The sequence below is a fragment of the Pseudomonas sp. PF05 genome, assembly GCF_056521845.1.
Window position 1 is genome coordinate 726,139 of sequence record NZ_JBWLPW010000001.1, and the last position, 17,333, is coordinate 743,471.

The 17,333-nt window shown below is 57.1% G+C and carries 21 protein-coding genes and 1 pseudogene; 1 reads left to right on the forward strand and 21 read right to left on the reverse strand.

What is annotated here, in order from left to right; translation table 11 throughout:
- Position 1: 1 nt before the first annotated feature.
- From AC09SL_RS03200 to AC09SL_RS03245, 10 genes and pseudogenes are all read right to left on the reverse strand, one after another.
- The gene (locus tag AC09SL_RS03200) at positions 2-517 is read right to left on the reverse strand and encodes an integrating conjugative element protein (protein WP_058545087.1); all 516 of its coding nucleotides are present in this window, start codon (positions 515-517) and stop codon (positions 2-4) included.
- Complete coding sequence (locus AC09SL_RS03205) at positions 514-1,062, reverse strand: lysozyme family protein (RefSeq protein WP_081264383.1); 549 nt, start codon at positions 1,060-1,062, stop codon at positions 514-516. The genes AC09SL_RS03200 and AC09SL_RS03205 overlap by 4 nt, the downstream gene beginning before the upstream one ends.
- A pseudogene (locus AC09SL_RS03210) lies at positions 1,044-1,763 on the reverse strand (TIGR03759 family integrating conjugative element protein). Before AC09SL_RS03210 ends, AC09SL_RS03205 begins: the two are co-directional and overlap by 19 nt.
- A gap of 9 nt (positions 1,764-1,772) precedes the next feature.
- Positions 1,773-2,444 (reverse strand): chemotaxis protein, encoded by a 672-nt coding sequence (locus AC09SL_RS03215; protein WP_058545089.1) that lies wholly within the window; start codon positions 2,442-2,444, stop codon positions 1,773-1,775.
- A complete protein-coding gene (pilL2, locus tag AC09SL_RS03220) occupies positions 2,441-2,983 on the reverse strand; it encodes a PFGI-1 class ICE element type IV pilus protein PilL2 (RefSeq protein WP_058545090.1) in 543 nt (180 codons plus the stop codon). The genes AC09SL_RS03215 and pilL2 overlap by 4 nt, the downstream gene beginning before the upstream one ends.
- A gap of 106 nt (positions 2,984-3,089) precedes the next feature.
- On the reverse strand, positions 3,090-3,836 hold the full coding sequence (locus AC09SL_RS03225) for a DUF5983 family protein (RefSeq protein WP_058545091.1): 747 nt from the start codon (positions 3,834-3,836) through the stop codon (positions 3,090-3,092).
- A 54-nt stretch (positions 3,837-3,890) separates the two neighbouring features.
- On the reverse strand, positions 3,891-4,385 hold the full coding sequence (radC, locus tag AC09SL_RS03230; protein WP_058545092.1) for a RadC family protein: 495 nt from the start codon (positions 4,383-4,385) through the stop codon (positions 3,891-3,893).
- A 100-nt stretch (positions 4,386-4,485) separates the two neighbouring features.
- The gene (locus AC09SL_RS03235) at positions 4,486-4,743 is read right to left on the reverse strand and encodes a hypothetical protein (RefSeq protein WP_058545093.1); all 258 of its coding nucleotides are present in this window, start codon (positions 4,741-4,743) and stop codon (positions 4,486-4,488) included.
- A gap of 70 nt (positions 4,744-4,813) precedes the next feature.
- Positions 4,814-5,395, reverse strand: coding sequence for an STY4534 family ICE replication protein (locus AC09SL_RS03240; RefSeq protein WP_058545094.1), 582 nt, complete (start codon positions 5,393-5,395; stop codon positions 4,814-4,816).
- Between the two features lie 867 nt (positions 5,396-6,262).
- Positions 6,263-6,604 carry a helix-turn-helix domain-containing protein gene (locus AC09SL_RS03245; protein WP_027912505.1) on the reverse strand — a complete coding sequence of 114 codons (342 nt, stop codon included), beginning with the start codon at positions 6,602-6,604 and terminating at the stop codon, positions 6,263-6,265.
- A 208-nt stretch (positions 6,605-6,812) separates the two neighbouring features.
- On the opposite strand from AC09SL_RS03245, the gene AC09SL_RS03250 reads away from it, so the two are divergent.
- Positions 6,813-7,070, forward strand: a complete 258-nt coding sequence (locus tag AC09SL_RS03250) for a hypothetical protein (protein ID WP_058545095.1) — start codon at positions 6,813-6,815, stop codon at positions 7,068-7,070.
- Between the two features lie 39 nt (positions 7,071-7,109).
- On the opposite strand, the gene AC09SL_RS03255 is transcribed toward AC09SL_RS03250, so the two are convergent.
- The 11 genes from AC09SL_RS03255 to AC09SL_RS03305 form a co-directional block, all read right to left on the reverse strand.
- The gene (locus AC09SL_RS03255; RefSeq protein ID WP_058545096.1) at positions 7,110-9,077 is read right to left on the reverse strand and encodes a DNA topoisomerase III; all 1,968 of its coding nucleotides are present in this window, start codon (positions 9,075-9,077) and stop codon (positions 7,110-7,112) included.
- Between the two features lie 222 nt (positions 9,078-9,299).
- A complete protein-coding gene (locus AC09SL_RS03260) occupies positions 9,300-9,767 on the reverse strand; it encodes a single-stranded DNA-binding protein (RefSeq protein ID WP_231139213.1) in 468 nt (155 codons plus the stop codon).
- Positions 9,764-10,282: a DUF3158 family protein gene (locus tag AC09SL_RS03265; protein WP_058545097.1), complete on the reverse strand. Its 519-nt coding sequence runs from the start codon at positions 10,280-10,282 to the stop codon at positions 9,764-9,766. Before AC09SL_RS03265 ends, AC09SL_RS03260 begins: the two co-directional genes overlap by 4 nt.
- Positions 10,279-11,034 carry a PFL_4669 family integrating conjugative element protein gene (locus AC09SL_RS03270; RefSeq protein WP_058545224.1) on the reverse strand — a complete coding sequence of 252 codons (756 nt, stop codon included), beginning with the start codon at positions 11,032-11,034 and terminating at the stop codon, positions 10,279-10,281. Before AC09SL_RS03270 ends, AC09SL_RS03265 begins: the two co-directional genes overlap by 4 nt.
- A gap of 144 nt (positions 11,035-11,178) precedes the next feature.
- Complete coding sequence (locus AC09SL_RS03275) at positions 11,179-12,366, reverse strand: STY4528 family pathogenicity island replication protein (protein WP_058545098.1); 1,188 nt, start codon at positions 12,364-12,366, stop codon at positions 11,179-11,181.
- A complete protein-coding gene (locus tag AC09SL_RS03280; protein WP_058545099.1) occupies positions 12,363-12,911 on the reverse strand; it encodes a DUF2857 domain-containing protein in 549 nt (182 codons plus the stop codon). The genes AC09SL_RS03275 and AC09SL_RS03280 overlap by 4 nt, the downstream gene beginning before the upstream one ends.
- Positions 12,908-14,479, reverse strand: coding sequence for a ParB family protein (locus tag AC09SL_RS03285; protein WP_058545100.1), 1,572 nt, complete (start codon positions 14,477-14,479; stop codon positions 12,908-12,910). The genes AC09SL_RS03280 and AC09SL_RS03285 overlap by 4 nt, the downstream gene beginning before the upstream one ends.
- Positions 14,480-14,493: 14 nt before the next feature.
- Positions 14,494-14,703: a hypothetical protein gene (locus AC09SL_RS03290; RefSeq protein WP_058545101.1), complete on the reverse strand. Its 210-nt coding sequence runs from the start codon at positions 14,701-14,703 to the stop codon at positions 14,494-14,496.
- 84 nt (positions 14,704-14,787) lie between these two features.
- Positions 14,788-15,630 carry a ParA family protein gene (locus tag AC09SL_RS03295; protein ID WP_058545102.1) on the reverse strand — a complete coding sequence of 281 codons (843 nt, stop codon included), beginning with the start codon at positions 15,628-15,630 and terminating at the stop codon, positions 14,788-14,790.
- 4 nt (positions 15,631-15,634) lie between these two features.
- The gene (locus AC09SL_RS03300; protein ID WP_058545103.1) at positions 15,635-15,865 is read right to left on the reverse strand and encodes an AlpA family phage regulatory protein; all 231 of its coding nucleotides are present in this window, start codon (positions 15,863-15,865) and stop codon (positions 15,635-15,637) included.
- Positions 15,866-15,980: 115 nt separating this feature from the next.
- Positions 15,981-16,730 carry a hypothetical protein gene (locus AC09SL_RS03305; RefSeq protein WP_058545104.1) on the reverse strand — a complete coding sequence of 250 codons (750 nt, stop codon included), beginning with the start codon at positions 16,728-16,730 and terminating at the stop codon, positions 15,981-15,983.
- Positions 16,731-17,333: the final 603 nt, after the last annotated feature.

Here is a 17,333-nt window from a genome sequence, read left to right on the forward strand (position 1 = left end):
CTCACTGTTCCAGTGAGGTGGCAGTGATCAATACAGGGTAGTGCTCAATCTTCAGGCGGGTGGCGATGTCGTTGCCGTTGACCGGCAGGATTGTGATACCGGGAGCGGCTGCGCGAATTCGGGCCAAAGCTTCGGTATCGGTTACTTCAACCGCCAGACCGGCCGCGCCTATTTCCTGTAGTTCAGTCGCGCGTTGACGCAACCAAGCCAGTGACTGGGGATCCTCACCCACCAGGAAAAATGGCCATAAGTCCGGCATGTTCAGGGCGCGAGACGTGATTTGGCCGGGGCTCAAGTGAGAGCTGCGGACGGGTAGTATCCAGGCTTCATCGGCAAAAGTGGACAGGTCCGCATGCATGGTCCGATTAGGCTGGATCTCGTTGTTTATTGGCGGCCTGGCGACCTGAAAATGGAGGCGGCTGAAGTCGCTAGGCTGATCCCCGGCTACGGTCCGTTCCGGCTGGGCGAAAGGAGCCAAGAGCAGGATGAAATAGCAGATAAGGGGTATTCGCTTCATGGTGGTGTGCCCTGCTTGAAGGAAACCTGCAATCGTTCGAGTTGTCGGGAAAAGCCGGCGCGGTAACGCGCGGCCGGCGTTCCTCCTGCCGGGCGGTGATATCGGCCGGCAGCTGACACCCAATCACCGGTAGCGGCGTGATGCTCCTGCAACAGCGCGGCAGTCACGGCGAGATTTCGGTAGGGATCGAGGGCTTCGCAAGGGCTGGGGAAACGTTGTCCGTGGTAACCCAGGTTGGTTTGTCCAAGACCGACATCAACTCGCTTGGCGTCATGCCGGGCGAGTGCTTGAAGCAAGGCGTGACAGGCGGCCGCTCGGGTGGTGAATCGGTAAGGTATTCCTGCGATATTCAGGGTCCAGGGCCAGGGCAGCAGTTGGTCACGGATGCGGAAACCACTCTCCTGCAGCGCAATCGCGAACAGCACCGTTGAAGGGATGCTGGCGTCATGCGCCGCTAGTTGATAGGCAGGCGGCGGAAGTCCGTCAGCCTGGGCTGCGAGCATCGTCAGCATGAGCGCAAGTCCACTCAGTCCAGGCGTTGCCATTGTCCGTTCACCTGTTGAAATGTGGCGGGCAATGGCCCCGCAGCACCCAGGCTGAACCAGCGACCTCGGTCATGGTTCAGGGTAATCTACCGGCGCTGAACCTTGGCCGGATCGATGTCCGCTTGCCTAGCCCAGCGACGGACGCGTTCGTCCTCGCCTTGGCTGCCCACCAGGTAAATATCAAACGCCGTATCACTGCTTTGCAAACGTTGCGCTTCGGCGGTGCACGCTGGGCAATGGTCCTCGACAAACAAAGCTCGGCGCGGCTCTACCGATGAGGTAGCGGTGGGCGGGGAGGCCATACCCTGAATCGGCAACAGCCCAGGAAACAGCTTGGCCCAAGCCGCGGTGTAAGCGTTTTGGTAAGCCAACTCGCGCTCGGCGCGTTTGGCTTCCAGCGCTACCTGCAATTCGGCATAGCGCTGGCGCTCTTGGTCGGTCTCTGCCTCGACGCCGAGCGCAGTCAGCGGATCGATATTCGGGCTCCAGAAACCACGTGGGCTGGCTTGGATCTGTTCGAAGCGTGTCCACTCCTGCTCCGTGAGACCCCAGCTTGCCGCCTGTTCAGGGTGCGAGCGCCCCAGCGGAGTGGACTGTGTGTCCTGGGTCCGTGACGGTGTCGTGACAAGGTTGCCCATCGCAGCGCCCATGCTAAGCAATGAAACGAGACAGACGACGGGGGACAGTAGCGCTCGGTTCATGATCGTTTCTCAAGGGAGTTGCACGGTCTGGTCTGGCTGAGCGGTCACCGCGAAGATGGCCGCGTTCGGCTCCAGCGCCTTCAGCTGCCATGCGCCGAGCTGCTCGCCGTTGTGCAGCAACTGGATATCCTTGAGTGAGCGACTATCAGGAGGAGCCACGGCCAGGAAGCGCTCGCCACCGCGGTATTCGACGCTCAACACTGAAAATGGCGGCAGGAGCGGGGCAGGCTTGGCGCGAGCGGCTTTTTTCGGCTTGGCTGAGGAGGGCGTCCGTGATGGGAGTGATGACTGGGTCTTGAGGTCCAGGAGTCGCTGCTCGACATGCTCAAGTCGTGCGCGTAGCGCGATCATATCGGCTGCGGTGGCACGGGCTGCCAGACCATCGCGTAGCTCCTGTATCTCATGCGCCCATTGATCCAACATCGGATCCAGGGTATTGGCCTGTTGCTCACCGGTATCGACCATTTGCTTCAGGTCTTTCAGTGCGTACTGCAGCTTTTCCTGTGCGTCCATGAGCGTGTTTGAGTCACGTTGCAGGGCGTCCAGAGTCTGCAAGCGTTGGGTGTTCGCATTTTTCAGCTCGGTCACGCGTTGATACTGGTTATACAAACCACCACTCAGCCCGCAGACCGCCAGGCAAAGTGAGCCGACAATGAGAGTTTGGAATGTCGAGGCTTTCATGGGCGTGCCTCCGACTGATGGGATGAGGTTGGCGTGACCCGCACCGCGCTAGCATCATTTTTCTCCCGTTCGAAGCAGACCGAACGGCTGACCTCATCGGTCGTGAGTTGCCATGCGGGGCCAGCCAGCGCTTGTAGCGCGTTGCGCAGTGAGATCGGGCCGAGCCGGTAATGGGCGGCGGGCAGAGGCCGGGTAAACAGCATTTTTACTGGTTCGGCGGCAGGGCAGAGCGAATAACCCGAGCGCTGCAGCACGTAGTGCATCGCTTCCTGTACCGAAGGATTCAGGTTGGACGGAATGCTCACGTCAACGATTTGAGCGAGAAGATCAAGTTGTTCCGTGGTGGGCTCGGTGCTGACCAGTGTATAGCGGCCATAGCGGAGTTCTGACGGATGGCTTTCGTCGGCCGGGCTCCTCGGTAACTGGGGCCGATTGGAACTACCGTCAATCTCTGGATTAGTCGGCAATGGGTATTGGATTTGTGCGGTGCAGGCACTCAACAAACCCAGCAGGCAGACAGGCGTGAAAAAACGCTCCATGGAAAAAACCTCATGTCAGATTCAGTGCAGAACCTGACATGAGGTGAAGGAGCGATTCAGTGAGGAAGTTGATTCAAGGTGGATCGTGTTAACGCTGAACTCGTTGCTATTCATCAAAAATCGCAAGCCCATCCAAGACGGCAGCGTCGGGGTCGAAAATCAACAACCTCACATCCGCCAACGCCGCCAGATACAGTACGTTGACCAAGGCCTCCGGCGTACCGGCGTCAAGCTGCTCTTGCCTCAGCGACGAGTAAGGGTTGCCCTCGATCTTCACCAAGTTATCGTCGGTCCAGGGCGTGCCGATCAGCTTACACCCGATGCCGCTGCAGTCTGGCAGGGCAAAGGGTTCAAACAGCAGTCCGGTTGGTCTGGAGTCGACATTGCCAACCCGGCTTTCCAAGTGGCGGAGTGCTTCGTCAGTGAGGTGTGCGGTACTGATTTCCCAGGCTCGACTGTAGTGTCCTGTGTCGAAGCTTAAACGATGGACCATGGCTTGGGCTTCTTCCAGGGAGTACAGGTCACCGACGTGATGTCGCTCGTTGAGCATTTCGCCCGTCACGGCATAGATCACTTGCCGCACCAGCCCGGTGGACTGGAAGTATTCAATCAATTCATCTGGGATGGATTGGCCCTCGCTGATCAGAGCGAAGTCGTCATTGAACAGGCAGGGAAACAGTTCTAACGCATCATCGGACAGATGCGCTTCTGCGTCGTGTACGGGGCGAAAGCACGGAGGGCAGTCATTTGCGTAGGTGATCTGTAGCAGTCGTTCGATATGCAAGTTGTCGTAGCCGCGAGCAAATGGGTTTGAGGTTTTCAGCAGAGCTGGGGGTTGGGGTGAAGGGCTCATAAGGGTTCTCCAGAAGGAAATAAACAAGGCGTCCGAAGACGCCTATTGGGGGGGTTAAAGCCAGCCATGCTCGGCAAGGGAGAGAGGACGACCTTCGCCTACGATGAAGTGATCCAGTACGCGCACTTCGATCAAGTCCAACGCCTCTTTCAACCGTGCGGTCAAGGCGCGATCCGCCAGGCTGGGTTCCGTGCAACCGGAGGGGTGGTTGTGAACGACAATGGCAGCTGCCGCGTTATGTGCTAGGGAGCGCTTGACGACTTGGCGCGGGTGGACACGGGCGCCATCGATGCTTCCGTGAAAGAGGATTTCGAATGCCAGAGCGCGATGGCGGGCATCGAGAAAAATCACACCGAAAACCTCATGTTCTTGGGGGGCAACATGCAGTTTTAGATATGAAGCCACGGCGTCAGGTGACGTCAGGCTGGGGCCGCGGGTGAACAGCCGACGATCCAAAATGTGCAGCGCTTCGTCGATCAGCTGGTTTTCCTGGGCGATACGATCTGCCTCGACATCCGAGGCTTCAATCAGGATGAGCTGGGTGTTCATGAGGTACCTCCGAAGGGAACAATCCGGGGGTACACACCCGAGGGGAGTGGTTTCCCCGAGGTGGATATAGAGTCACGGGCATTGCCCGTTGACGCGCTGTTTACAGCCGAGTGAATCGGTGGCGTTGTCCGTGCAGGTGTGAATCACAACCGTCGCAGGGCATTTGAGAGAGGGTTCTTATTCCACGGCCAGTTTCGGGGTCGAAGTCGGCACTGATGGGCATTAATCGAACCACCCCAAGATGGAGGCCGGCGATGCGTTTCTCGATCTCTTCCGTCGTGTAGTAGAGCGATAACGTGCTGTAGTCCTCGTAAGCCGCAGCGAACAGGCAATCGTCGCAAAGCCAGAAGGATTCCATGTTGGTTCTCCTGTGCTGATTGAAGAAAAGGCGCTCGATTGAGCGCCTTGATGTAAATGTCGTGGATCGTTCAGGCGGACTGAACAGTACGTGTGGCAAGACGGCGAGCCGTGCGGGGAGTGGGTGCAGATTCAGGTTCAATCCTGGATTCTGTTGGGTTGTCGGTATCCTCAGCTTCGGCATCAGCCGACGTTGGAGAAGGCTCACTGTTTGGCGCTTGCTCAGCAGGTGCTGTTGCCTCCTGCCTGGCAGGCGCTTTGTACTCGAATACGCCGTTGACCTTGATCCAGTCGATGAAGAGCAAACGACCTTTCAGGCTGGCGCCCGGTTGGCCTTGTTTAGCGCCTTTCTCATAGAGAAATGGGTCAATCCACAGGTCGCCGATACGGAATGACAGCAAGACCTTTTTCTCGGCATTGACGGCATCCATATAGAGGCGAATCAAACGTTCAGCTTCGCCGCCAGCGACCTTGCAGTCGAAGCGGGTGTACTCGACTGCATCAGTGGCGCCATGCAGACCCGCGATATCGCAGGCCATGAACGGTTGGCCGCGACGGACTTGTACTTCGCGGACACGGTTGAGGTAGCCGATACCGACGGTGTGCAGATTGAAGTAAGTGGTCGCTTCTTGGGATTGGTTGGCGTGGGCCATGGTGATTCTCCTTTCAAGGGAAAACGGCGACGCACAGCCCCTGAGGGGGAAGTGAGCCCCGTCAGGGTGGGTAAGGTGAAGGCAAGCGATGAACGACACGGCACCGGCAAGCCGATGAGCATCAGATCGATGCGCCTGGGGAATAGCGGTGCAGCCGAGGAGAAATCCGCAGCAGTGGTCTGTGGACCTGGGGAGTGGGCATTCATCACCGCTGAAGCGGTAATCGTGCGAGCCTCCGAATGCTGATCGCACTTGGGTAAACCACCACAAGCGTGGCGTAGCCTTGAAGGTTCAAGCTACCTGGGCTGGGCTGTCAACGACAGCGAACCACGCCCTTTGTATAAGCCTGTCATAGGGGAGCGTCAAGACGCCGCAAGCCGATTTTTTATGGCCGGAATTCAGTGGCAGTCACTGGATGGAAAAAAGTGAAGAGTGGGCCTGGCGGGGCGCCAGGCGAGGAAGAGAAAAACCACCTTTAGCGAACTTACGTAGTCGACAAGCTCCTCGCAAAACTTGTTTTAACTCCGCGGTGATTCGCCAACCGACCCTTGTCGTGGCCTGGGTCGGAACATGCTGGCACGCATCCGCGCACAAAGGGTGCCCAGTGTTTCCCCGGCGGGCTCCGGGACTGAATGCGATCGCGGTAGCGGATGACCGCTGCTGCCTGACAGAGGCAACAGTGGTCATCCGCCACATTGATCCGGTCGAGCACAAAGCGGGAATGAAATTCCGCAGAAGAGAAGGCTCCGAACTCAGGGAGTCCGACCGAGCTACCCGGAGCGAATCGGTCTTGGGTCGCCGTAAGCGATGATCCTGAGGCACTACAGCAGAGCGGGTGTGACGACGTCAAGCCAGTGGGCGAAGCGGTCATTTGCTACTGAGATGAGCGGCCAACTGTTCGACGGTCGTCAGGATAAAGGCACGGTCGCTTTCTTGAAGGCCGCTCAGCAGGCCCGCGATCATCTGGCCCTGGTCGTTGGGGCGACTGCTCGACTCCGTCAGCAGTTCATCCATCCGGCAGTCGAAGATGTCCGCCAGTTGCATCAGCTTGACCACGGAAAGCTCCACCACACCCCGCTCAAGGCGCGAAATGGCTTCGCTGCCGATCCCCAGGCGTTCAGCCACCTCTTCCTGGGTCAGATTACGCTGAGTGCGGTGCTTCGCGATCATGCGCCCAATTTGGGCTTGGGTTGGATGTTTATGTGCCAAGTGATGAGCTCTCCAATTCAACCCGAATGGTTGAGCAAAGACCCATTGACATGAACATCCTTAACGGTTGAGTATCGACTTATAAGGTTGTTATATTGACTGAAATAGCTGTTTGTCGCGATGTGACATCTACTCCTCCAGGAATTAGAGGTCGAAGTGACCAGCGAGACTGAGCGGTCTGATAGGGCCAAAGGGAGGAAGGTTGAGCATGGATGAGCAGCGCGAGAACGTCATGGACCTGATCTGGGATCGAACACTGGAGCTGTTCATCAAGATCCATGACTGCCCTGATAATCCCGAACATCTCGATAGCCTTGTTCATTGGCTAAACAAAGATCCTGCTCACCTGAAAGCGTTCAACGAACTGGGGCAGATATGGATCGCGACAGGCATCGCCTTAGCCCGTGAAATCGGACAACCGCTAGACAATTTGGAGAAGGATCAGGCGCCGTTGATGATGCACTGACGACATCCCCCGAGGTTCATGTGAGCGCCAAATGGTGCCTCATCGACGACGTATACCTTTACTGATCGGCACAGTGCCTTTGCAGTCCGGGTAGTGGGAGCATGACCAGAACGGCCCTGATTTTCCCTTCCTCCTGAGCATTGAGGCGTTGCAAATGGGGCAGACAGGCCCGGCTTCGACCGGTACCGACAAGGTAAGCGCTCCGGAGTGCTCGACCAGCTGCGTAATCCAGTGCGCCTGCTTGGCAACGAATGCATCCAAGGTCAGACGTCCCGCTTCGATTTCATCCAGCGCTTGCTCCCAGATCGCAGTCATACCCGGATCTGCGACTGCTGCGGGTACCGCTTCGATCAGGGTATGGGCCGCTGCGGAGGCCGTTAATGCACGTTTTTTCTTCAGCAAGTAACCGCGATCAATCAACCCCTTGATGATGCCAGCTCGTGTGGCTTCGGTGCCGATACCGGTGGTGTCCCGAAGTTTCTGTTTAAGGCGCGGGTCGTTGACCAGCTTGGACACGTTTTTCATCGCCTTGATCAGATCGCCCTCGGTGAGCGATTTGGGCGCAGCGGTGCGCATGGACTTGAGTTCGAGATCGTCCACTGCGCACCGCGTACCCTGTTGTAGGGCGGGCAGCACCTGAGATTTTTGACTGGGTTCATCGTCTTCGGCGCTGTCGGAGAGCAAGCCTTTCCAGCCTTGGACGAGGATCTGTTTGCCAACAGCAGTCAAACACTCGGCGCCGCACTCCAGTTCGACCTCGGTTCGATCAAACTCGTGATGCGGCAGGAATTGCGCGAGGTAGTGGCTACGAATCAGTTCGTAGACTTGGCGCTCTTGTTCTGACATCCGCCCAAGGTTCGCCGGCTCGGTGGTGGGGATGATGGCGTGGTGCGCGGTGATCTTGGCATCGTTCCATGCTCGTGAGCGCAATGATCGATCGACGTTTGCGAGCGCTGGGCGTAACGCGGGATCCATTCTGAGCAGGGCAGCGAATACCGCGGCGACCTCGTTGAACATGCTCTCTGGCAAATAGCGGCAATCGCTGCGCGGATAGCTGGTGGCTTTGTGAGTTTCATATAAGGCTTGGGCGATGTTCAGGGTTTCCTGAGCGCCGAGTCCCAACTTGCGTGAACAAACTTCTTGCAGTGTGCTCAGGTCGAAGGGCAGGGGTGGCGCTTCACGCAAATGCTCAGTCTGCAGCGAGACTATGGTGGCGGTCTTGCTGCTAAAAATCGCTTGGACGGTCTGACTGGCAAGCGCCTGCTGCAGGCAGCGACCGGCTTCGTCACGTCCTGAACTTGGCGGTATCCACGATGCGATGAATGGCTGCCCCATTGAGGACAGGTGCACCTCCACCACCCAGTACGGCACTGAGACGAAGCTGGCAATCGCGCGATCTCGATCAACCACCAAGCGCAAAGTGGGCGTTTGGACGCGTCCAACCGACAGCACGCCGTCATAGCCCGCCCGCCGTCCTAGGAGGGTAAACAAACGACTGAGGTTCATACCAATCAGCCAATCGGCGCGGCTGCGGGCGAGGGCTGAGTGATAGAGCGGGACGGTCTCCTGACTAGACTTCAGCGAGGACAGTGCTTTGCGAATCGACGCCTCGTTGAGTGCGGATAACCAGAGGCGCTCAACAGCGCCACGATAGTTGCAGAGCTCTAGTAATTCGCGGGCAATCATTTCACCTTCGCGATCGGCGTCGGTGGCGATGACGACGGTGGTAGCTTCGCTGAGCAGCTGTTTGATGATTTTGAACTGCGCGACAGTCTTGGGTTTGACCTCAACCCTCCACTGCGCGGGAATGATCGGTAGATGATCCAGCGACCAGGTTTTGTACTGATCGCCATAGGCTTCAGGTGGGGCCGTTTCCAGCAGGTGACCGATACACCAGGTGACGGTTGTTTCGGGACCGATCAAGCAACCATCGCCACGTCGGCTGGCTCCGAGAACCTTGGCGATGTCACGACCTTGGGAGGGTTTCTCGCAGAGAAAGAGACGCATAGAACTGCTCCGGGTTGAGTTCGGAGCAGCGTTGTTGGAAACAGCAGTGGCGAGCTATGAGAAACCTGAATGGCAGGTTCCTCATATTAGTCGGTGAGGGCGGTCTTGAATGGGGGTGAGGCTACTACCTTGTAGTCACGTGGACCACAGTGCTTCACGAGCAACGAGTAATGACAGGCCGGGGACTTCGTGCAAGGAAGCAATTTTTATGCCTCAAGTCAGTCATGCCGGTGGTGGCTTGCTCTCTGCGCTTTTTGGACTTCGCCGCAGGCGAGCTGGCTTGGACTGTAGCCCGACTGGAGCCGCAGACGAGGCTGATTCACTTGAGCGCTCCCGCATGACCACGTTCTGCATGCGATGAGGCAGGATGCCGACACGACGCGCCTCGATCTTGAAGGTGACCCGCGCATTGTCTTCACTGTCCTTCCACTCAAAGCGCACAGTGCGGCCCTCTACCAACACGCGCATGCCTTTCTGATACAGCGTGCTCCAGTGTTCAGCCTCGCGGTGCCAGAGCTCAACCGGCGCCCAATAGCCGCCTCGATCCTCATAGCTGCCATCGCGTGGCACGGGGTTGTCAAAGTACACATTCAGGCGCAGCAAACGCCGTGGCTCGTCATTGCCTGATGGAAATTCCTGGAATTCTGGCGCACTGCCGATGTTGCCTTCGCCGACGAAAAAAGTACTCATCGTGATATCTCCGCTGCTGGTGTGAACTGGCGCAGCAGCCGTTCGGCGCTGGCCATTTTGATCGCGCAGGTTGAAGCCTGACGGTAGAGCGAATGCACCACGCTCATCTGCAAGTTCAGTGCAATGCGCTCGCATTCGAAACGGTGTAACCCCTCGCGTACGGCTTGCGGCAAGGCCTTGTTGGAGGCCTGGCGTTCCCAGACCGCAACGCCCATACGCGCGAAATCACGGGTGCGCCATCGCAAAAAGGTGCTGCCCGCACTGGTGTTCTGTAGCACCAATCGAATATCCAGCAGCGAGTAGGGCGGTTGTCCGGCCAGCTGCGCCACAGCCTCTATCAGACGACGTAACTGCGCCTCGGTTTCCCTCGCCACCTGCGCCAGGTATTCCAGTTCCCCCTTACCCTTAAAAGGTTTTAAAAGGCCTTTTAGGGAGGCAGCGTGTTCGAGCTGTCGATAGGCATCCGCTGTTAGTGTTTCGAGGGGCATTGGTTGAGTCGGGATTAGGGACTTCATACTTCGTCCTCCGGCTCATCGACTGTCGCAGATGGCTCTACTGCTTCCTCTGCCAACGCGTCAGCGCCATCCACTGTCACAGCGCCACGACGAATGATGGGTGGCGCGAACTGGGAGCGGCGATGCCCCTCAAGGATGTCCATAGGGAGGAGTCCAAACTTCTCCATGGCCGCCAGAGCACGAGCGTTGTTCGCCGCCATGTCGTCACGGGTGACGCCTGCATGCCGATAGCGCTGCGCCTGACCGAACAGGCTGCGCAACAGGTGGGCGCCGTCGTCGATCCAGGCTTCCATGTCTCGGCGACCGATCAAGGCGGTGTGATGGGCCAACAGGGTATGCCGCACCAGCGTGTCGTAGTCAGTCAGCAGGTAGACGGCGAGAAACCCCAGTTGGCTGCCGATGTACAAGGGTAAGGTGACGGGGTGGATATTGAGGTTATCGCCCATGTCGATCTGCGTCGGCAGGTCCTGTCTGATCCGGTCCAACTGCTGGGTCAGTTCCAGCATCCCAGCCTTGGCCTGCATCAATTTTTCTTCGAGCTGCACGATCGCCCAGTCGGCATAAGGATCGTCCTGCGCTGCGGCTTGTTTGATCAGGTTGGTGACGCTGATGTAGCCCGCCATACCCATGATCGAGTGGACGCCTTCGCGTGCGGTTCGGCCTTGCCAGATCCTGGCGGCGTGGTGCGTGTGCAGGGTCAGCGTGATGCTGCTGCGCAAAGAACCCAAGTTGAGCTGATAGTGATCGGCCACGGTGTTGTCCTCGCATAGGCTTGGACGGGAACGTTGCGACAGATGATGGTCAAGGACAGCCAAAAAGCTGAATGCGGTCTGTTCGGTTTGGTTCGAAACGGCCAATTTTCGAGACGCTCGACAATGATGCCAGTGGCATCAAATCTACTGATGTCCAGAGCGTTTGCTGCGCAGCTGGCGCAGTTCATCCAGGCACGCCTGGGCGAGGGCAGAGGCGGGCTCGCCCTTTTTCCTAAGCTGGCGCGGGGGAGCGGGTGGCGGTTCTGCAATGGGTAGCGATTCAGCCTGACCTGCCCAAGGGCGGAAATCGCCTTTCAGCGCCCGCTGGATCAGGCCCATCAGATACGCCGCGGGTTTGCGGACGCTTCCTGCCGCACATCGCGCGCCCGCTTCGTTGAGCACCGCCTGCCGATCTCCTGGTTTTAGCTTGTTCAGCGTTACGGTGACGGCCTGCCGCTCGCTTGGACTCAGGTGCAGCGGATCAGGCCAGTGCAAGTTATCCACCACAGGGGTCGCGCGCGGTACCGTACAAATACTTTCTTTTAATACAGTACAGGCAGCGTTTGGATTCCGAACGCTGCCGGAAGCATGGGCGTTCAGGCCCGGTTCGGAATCCGAACTAGGTCCCAAACGATTCCGAACGCGGTGATCGCCACCCAGTTCGGAATCGTGTAACGCTTCATCTGTTACCTGATCCAATTCTTGCTCTGTCCAATGTTCGCTCCAACTGTCGAGCCGGGTGGGGAGTCGACCCAGATCGATATCCGTGTCTTGGCGGATTTCTTCCACAATGTGCTGCGCGACAATACGCACAGCCTTGGTCGCGTGATCAAGGGCGTGTCCGACTAGCTCTAGGTAATCTTGATCCAGCTCCATGGCTTCGGCGGGTGTTAACGGTTCATCGTGCAGGACATACAGAGAGCCTTGTAGGCGCCCGCTGAGCTGATCGCGGCCACGACTCACCAAGCTAAGCCAGCGCGTCAACCTGAGCATCGTCAAGGCGCGAGCGATGGTTTCACGGGAGGCTGATACACCATAGGGCACGCTCGACAGGTAAGGTTGCAGATCTTCATAGCGCGGTGTGACCACGCCCTGGTCTTGCAGCATGAGTCGAAATACCTGCCAGGCGTTACGCTCCAATGGCGTCAACCGATTATCCAGTAGCAGGCGACGCGGCACGATTTCGCGTGATTGGCCACTGAACAGAAAGCCAGCCTGTAGAGCCTGGTTGGAGGGTTGTTCAGTGGTAGGACGTGCGGGCCAACGTTCACTCAACTGCTGGGTGCATTGCTGCAGAACAACCTGCCAGCGACCGGAAGCGGCAGTGTTCATTTTCCGTTGCTGTAATGGTCGATCTGCTGCCAAACGATGGTCAAGCTGATCTGTTGTTCCTCCGCCAACATCATCATGGCATCGAGCTGATCCTCGGCACCGTCCTGAGCGCGCAATTGGCACCAACGCTGCCAGAGCGCGTGTTCCTGCGCTTCACTCAAGTTCTGGGGGCGTCCCTTGCGGGTTTCTATCTTGAGCAGACGTCGGCGCAGGGCGGTTTCCGAATGCGCCAAGCCGAAGCACTGATACATGATAGTACTGCTGGCACCGAGCTTGAGCGCTCGGTTGATCAGGCGCTCGTTCTGTTCGTCGCGTTCTGCCTGGTCGATCAAGCGATGCAGCACCGGCGAATCAATCTTGACCTCAACCCAGGGGACGGAGGCATGGGCCAGGCGTGACAGTGTGGTGGGTGGTAGGGATTGCAGCAGGTAGATGTCCTCTTCACCCAGTCCGAGTGCCTTGCAGCGTTGCAGATTACCCAGGCGCAACTCGTGAAGGACCTGGGTCAGCATGGCCTGGTTGAGCACATTGAAGGACAGGTTCATGGCAGCTCCCTTGGTGAGTCGTCTTCAGGGGTAAGCGTTAAGTCGATCAGGCGTCGGGCTAAGCGAATAAGGCGATATAGTTTGATCAGTACACCGTCGGGTAGTCGCTCCAGTCCTACCTCTACGGCGGGACGCTCTGTCAGCGGGAGTTGATAGATCCCCAATAACAGTTGCCCGAATAGGGCTGAGGGCAATTGCTTGCGATCCTCCCAGTTCACTTCGTCTTGAGCTCGTAACAGAGCCAGGAGCAATAGGTAAACGCCGGCCGCACGAGAATCTGCAAGATCAAGTTGGTCGATGTTCAAGGTGAAGCCCAAACCATACTTCTGATCGATGATGCTCTCGGGATGTCCGGCATAGGCCGCCATTTCCCGAGCCAGTCCGGCGATGGCTAAACGTAGTTGTTCGGGGGTATCCAGTGCTGGTGCGATGATCCAGATGTCGTCGATCGTGCAGGTATCGACGGTCGGTGCTGGTTCGGGGGCAGTGTCGCGATCAATCTGGTCGCGAATCTGTTGGACACGTGGCGGAGGGTTAACTGCTGGTGGGGCATTCACTTCGGGTAGCGTGAGCAGCTCCTCTTGCGCTGTTTCAGTCTGGGTTCTGATCTCAGTTGATTTGGGTGAGAGACGGCTTGCGGTAGCTTCTTCAGCCCCTGGCCGATGGCTGTTCTCCGAGGGCGTAACGACAACACCGGGCGTCCGGATGCCCCGCTGTGTGTCGCTCAGCTCTAGGTACAACATGCGGTAGGTCTGTCCGAGTAAGCGGCTCATGCGTTCGAGCAATTCATCCTGGACTTGCTCAAGATCGAGGGAATCGGGGGCGGTATCAAATTGGCCCAAGGTGTCGAGCCAAAACTCGGGGAACGCGGTGGCGTCGGTTGGATAACGATTCCAGGTTTGTTCAGCCTGGCTACGCAGGACGATCAGGCGTTCAATTTTGGGTTTGCCCAATCCGGCATACAGGGTTTGGGGAATGGCGGGGAGTAGGTATTCGAGGGTGTCGAGCATCCGGCTGATGTGCGACTGTGAAATGGGGTAGCCCCCAGCGGCAAGACGTCGTGCCAGCTCGCGTTGCGAGAGGGTTGCTCCATCTGGTTCGAGCATGGTCTTGAGTTTGGCTACCGCCAGAGCACGTTCGATGAAGGTGAGTTGGCCGTGCAGATCGCTTTCGGCTAGATGGCCGAGCAGGGTGGTGATTTCATTGCTCCAGGGCCGGAACAGGCAATGAATACGAAAGAAGCGTTCGTCGCGGGTTTCTTGCCACAGCTCGCCGAGAATCGCCAATCGCGTATTACCGCCGTTGCGGATAATGAAATAGGTTTCACCCGGGCGGCGGGTAATCGGCGGTGGTTGATCTAGCCCGCGTTCACGGATCGAGGCTTTAATATCGTCATAAAGCGGATTACGGATGAAGCGCGGGTTGTGTTCGTAGGGCCGTAACTGCTCCAGCGTGACCAGCATGGGGGTGTCGATGACTGGATCGGACAGTCGTTCCAGCTCTGGGCCCCTAGAAAAATGGTCCTGGTGTAGTTTGTCGGTGATCTCCTCCTGACTAAGCTTCTTCATTTGAACAGCCTCAGTTAACGCCGGTTACGCAAATGGTCACCGATCTCGAACTTAACGATCTCGGCTGTACCCGAACCTTCGAAATACCGACACAGTTCCGTGAGAAACCAACCCATGGCCGAGCGCCCATGCTGCAGGCGAAAGACCACAGTGCAGTATTCCTCGCTAGGTGGATGATCTTGTCGAATGGATGGCTGAACGATGATGGGAAGCTGATCCAACATCAAAAGACTCCTCGCCAAACACTGTTGGCCTCAAGGTTGAACAAATGAAATGACTTGGCGGGAATACCGGCTTCGGAATCCGTCTCATCGAACCTCTGCGTAACTGCCCACCCTAGAAATCGCTTCGCGCCATTCCGGAAACAACTCGATGGCCAGCGCTTGCATGGTTTCCAACGCTGATTGCATGCGTCGTTCACGTGACTGGCGAGTCTCGATTCGGTGGGCTGGTAGGCCTAGGGAGGCGGCATTGAGGTAAGCCACTCGGTCTGGAATTACGGTGCCTAGAACTGTGATGTTGGGAGCCTCAGCGAAGGCCTCGTGCAGGCCACGGATGATCATTCGTGTGTCTACTCTGATGCCATTTACCTGGTTCAGCAGCAGCCGCAACGGTGGCAGCGTAATACCCAGGTGCCGAAACGGTTCGAGCTCACTGAACAGCTTCAAAGTACCGCGGCGTAGTTCACGGGCGGCTAGCATCTCCGGTGTGATGGGAGAGAGGGCGATATCGCAGGCGAGGATAGCCATCTCCAGCATCACGCTACGTGCGCCTTGGGTGTCGATCAAAAGCAGGTCATAACGGGGGCGGAAATCGTCGAGCAAGTTGCGCAGCCGTAATCGCCCGTCAGGGGCGTGTAGTAGCAACGTATTCAACTGGCCTTGAGCGTCGTTGGAGATGATCAGGTCGAGCCCAGCGATCACTGTCCTGGAAATAATCTGTGCCGGCGTTGTTAAGTTGAGTGCAATGAGCTCGTACGCGCCAGCAACAGCTTTTAGGCTCAAGGTGTAATAGCTGGAGAGGGTGGGTTGGCTATCCAGATCGAGCAGTAAGACGCGTAGACCCGCATCCGCCAGCAGACCGCCGAGATTGGCTGCTACTGTTGTTTTGCCGACCCCACCTTTGGTGGAAAGCACCGTGACCACAAGCATGACGTCAGGCCTGTTGGTCCAAGCGCTCAACGAGCCATCGTTCAATCTCCAGCGAGTCCCAGCCAACTGCGCGCAGCCCAATGCGTTTGGCTAGAGGGAATTTACCTTCCTTCATCAATTTGTAGATGTGCGCGCGCTTGAATCCGGTTTTTCGCTCCACCTCGTCACGCCGCATGATGTGACGTTCGATCTGCGGTTGATCTGCCCCAACGATAGGGAAGTATTGGCTGGTCATAGTGGTCACTCCTGGCGCCGGCTGGCGCGTAGTGGGAAGTGACGCCTAGTGAATAGCAGAGCTGGGGAAAAATCATTGCACTGCAATAGTTAGGACAGCAGCGCAATACGCCAGCCTACTCCCAGTTTTTCAGGCTGCGATTGGCTGCGGCGAACTTCTCGTCCAGTGTCCGTTTGCTTAGGCCGGGCACATCTTTGTAGCGTGCGATAATGGCATCAACGATCGCTGCTTGATTCTTGAATACGGAGAGAGGCTTTCCAGCAGGTGAATGGTCCAGGAAGAGGTTCACTAGAACGCCGATGATATTTTGATAAGTGAGTTCACTACGTTCGCTGAGCTGACCATGTGTTTTGACGATGGCTTTGAGATCATCCCGTTCAAGTCCGATTGCCTGGAGATCGGCTAAAACACCTTGAAACTGATGTTGTAGCGCGTTGAGTTCCCGCATCAGGGTATCCCGGTCTGCTTGCAATGAGAGAAAAGCACCTAGGCTGATCTTTTCGCGGGTATCTTGGCTGGACTCGAACAAAAAGCTAGGTTTTTGATCCGGATAATAAATCTCCATCCAGTTACGCAAGTCTGAGTGGCGGATTGTCAGCAGATGCGGCTCCACGTAACTTCCTGCAGGAACAGAAATGCCGAGGCAGCCATAGGGCAACTCTCCATTGCGTATTGCGTCGTATATTTTTTCAGTGGCCGCGTGAAGGCTGGGCCATTGAGGGAACAAAGTGGCAAGTTTTTCGGGGCTGGACCAAGCGGCTTGGACAATTTGCGCCTCGTAACGAATGAGGTTGCACCAGCGCAATGCTGCATCTATCGGGCGGTAGAAGATTTTGGTATGCGGATTGAAGGTATGAACGAACATGTACGGGGGGACCTCCATTTCTGTTGGAAGGGCCTCCCGTGGATACATCTACATCGCGCCCCTGCTGACAACGGCTACAGTGGCTGAGTTACTCAGTTTTTTGCGGTGAGGTCATCCATTTATCCTCCCTCAGCCGGGTAAGCCGCAAAGGGTGGGTGCTTCCTGAATTACGCCATAGCTGCTGAAAAACATGGAGATGTCGTTAGTTCCGAGAATGCTCAGGGATGGTCAGGACGATTACGCATATTTTTTACGCAGGCTTTAAGTAGGGTCCGAATATTGATCCTTATGTAATTTTTGAACAGTACTGTTCAATTGTCAAGATTGCTGTTGGGAGCTCGTCATTTAGGGCTTTTCAGCGCAGCGAGACGGTCCACACGAACCTGATGCCATAGAAACAACAACGCCGCGCAGCGGGAAATTTCACGGTCTGGCTGGATGGTCGTTATTTGATCGTATCTCCTCGTGCGCCGCTCCGGTCACCAGATTGCATTTAGGACCACCGCATCTGGGATCATCCCTATTTGCTCGCAGGCGTATCTGGGCCAGTAACCCAGACGGAAGTCCAGCCGGATAATGGGGGTATGCCGCGCGAATCTATGC

What these genes read in the sequence shown, in the direction of transcription:
- AC09SL_RS03235 (WP_058545093.1), bottom strand. Translation starts at nt 4,743, where the DNA reads ATGGAATCCTTCTGGCTTTGCGACGATTGCCTGTTCGCTGCGGCTTAC.
- AC09SL_RS03290 (WP_058545101.1), bottom strand. Translation starts at nt 14,703, where the DNA reads ATGTTGGATCAGCTTCCCATCATCGTTCAGCCATCCATTCGACAAGAT.
- radC (WP_058545092.1), bottom strand. Translation starts at nt 4,385, where the DNA reads ATGAACACCCAGCTCATCCTGATTGAAGCCTCGGATGTCGAGGCAGAT.
- AC09SL_RS03300 (WP_058545103.1), bottom strand. Translation starts at nt 15,865, where the DNA reads ATGACCAGCCAATACTTCCCTATCGTTGGGGCAGATCAACCGCAGATC.
- AC09SL_RS03280 (WP_058545099.1), bottom strand. Translation starts at nt 12,911, where the DNA reads ATGAACCTGTCCTTCAATGTGCTCAACCAGGCCATGCTGACCCAGGTC.
- AC09SL_RS03265 (WP_058545097.1), bottom strand. Translation starts at nt 10,282, where the DNA reads ATGAAGTCCCTAATCCCGACTCAACCAATGCCCCTCGAAACACTAACA.
- AC09SL_RS03285 (WP_058545100.1), bottom strand. Translation starts at nt 14,479, where the DNA reads ATGAAGAAGCTTAGTCAGGAGGAGATCACCGACAAACTACACCAGGAC.
- AC09SL_RS03255 (WP_058545096.1), bottom strand. Translation starts at nt 9,077, where the DNA reads ATGCGTCTCTTTCTCTGCGAGAAACCCTCCCAAGGTCGTGACATCGCC.
- AC09SL_RS03295 (WP_058545102.1), bottom strand. Translation starts at nt 15,630, where the DNA reads ATGCTTGTGGTCACGGTGCTTTCCACCAAAGGTGGGGTCGGCAAAACA.
- AC09SL_RS03305 (WP_058545104.1), bottom strand. Translation starts at nt 16,730, where the DNA reads ATGTTCGTTCATACCTTCAATCCGCATACCAAAATCTTCTACCGCCCG.
- AC09SL_RS03275 (WP_058545098.1), bottom strand. Translation starts at nt 12,366, where the DNA reads ATGAACACTGCCGCTTCCGGTCGCTGGCAGGTTGTTCTGCAGCAATGC.
- AC09SL_RS03240 (WP_058545094.1), bottom strand. Translation starts at nt 5,395, where the DNA reads ATGGCCCACGCCAACCAATCCCAAGAAGCGACCACTTACTTCAATCTG.
- AC09SL_RS03260 (WP_231139213.1), bottom strand. Translation starts at nt 9,767, where the DNA reads ATGAGTACTTTTTTCGTCGGCGAAGGCAACATCGGCAGTGCGCCAGAA.
- AC09SL_RS03250 (WP_058545095.1), top strand. Translation starts at nt 6,813, where the DNA reads ATGGATGAGCAGCGCGAGAACGTCATGGACCTGATCTGGGATCGAACA.
- AC09SL_RS03215 (WP_058545089.1), bottom strand. Translation starts at nt 2,444, where the DNA reads ATGAAAGCCTCGACATTCCAAACTCTCATTGTCGGCTCACTTTGCCTG.
- AC09SL_RS03205 (WP_081264383.1), bottom strand. Translation starts at nt 1,062, where the DNA reads ATGGCAACGCCTGGACTGAGTGGACTTGCGCTCATGCTGACGATGCTC.
- pilL2 (WP_058545090.1), bottom strand. Translation starts at nt 2,983, where the DNA reads ATGGAGCGTTTTTTCACGCCTGTCTGCCTGCTGGGTTTGTTGAGTGCC.
- AC09SL_RS03200 (WP_058545087.1), bottom strand. Translation starts at nt 517, where the DNA reads ATGAAGCGAATACCCCTTATCTGCTATTTCATCCTGCTCTTGGCTCCT.
- AC09SL_RS03225 (WP_058545091.1), bottom strand. Translation starts at nt 3,836, where the DNA reads ATGAGCCCTTCACCCCAACCCCCAGCTCTGCTGAAAACCTCAAACCCA.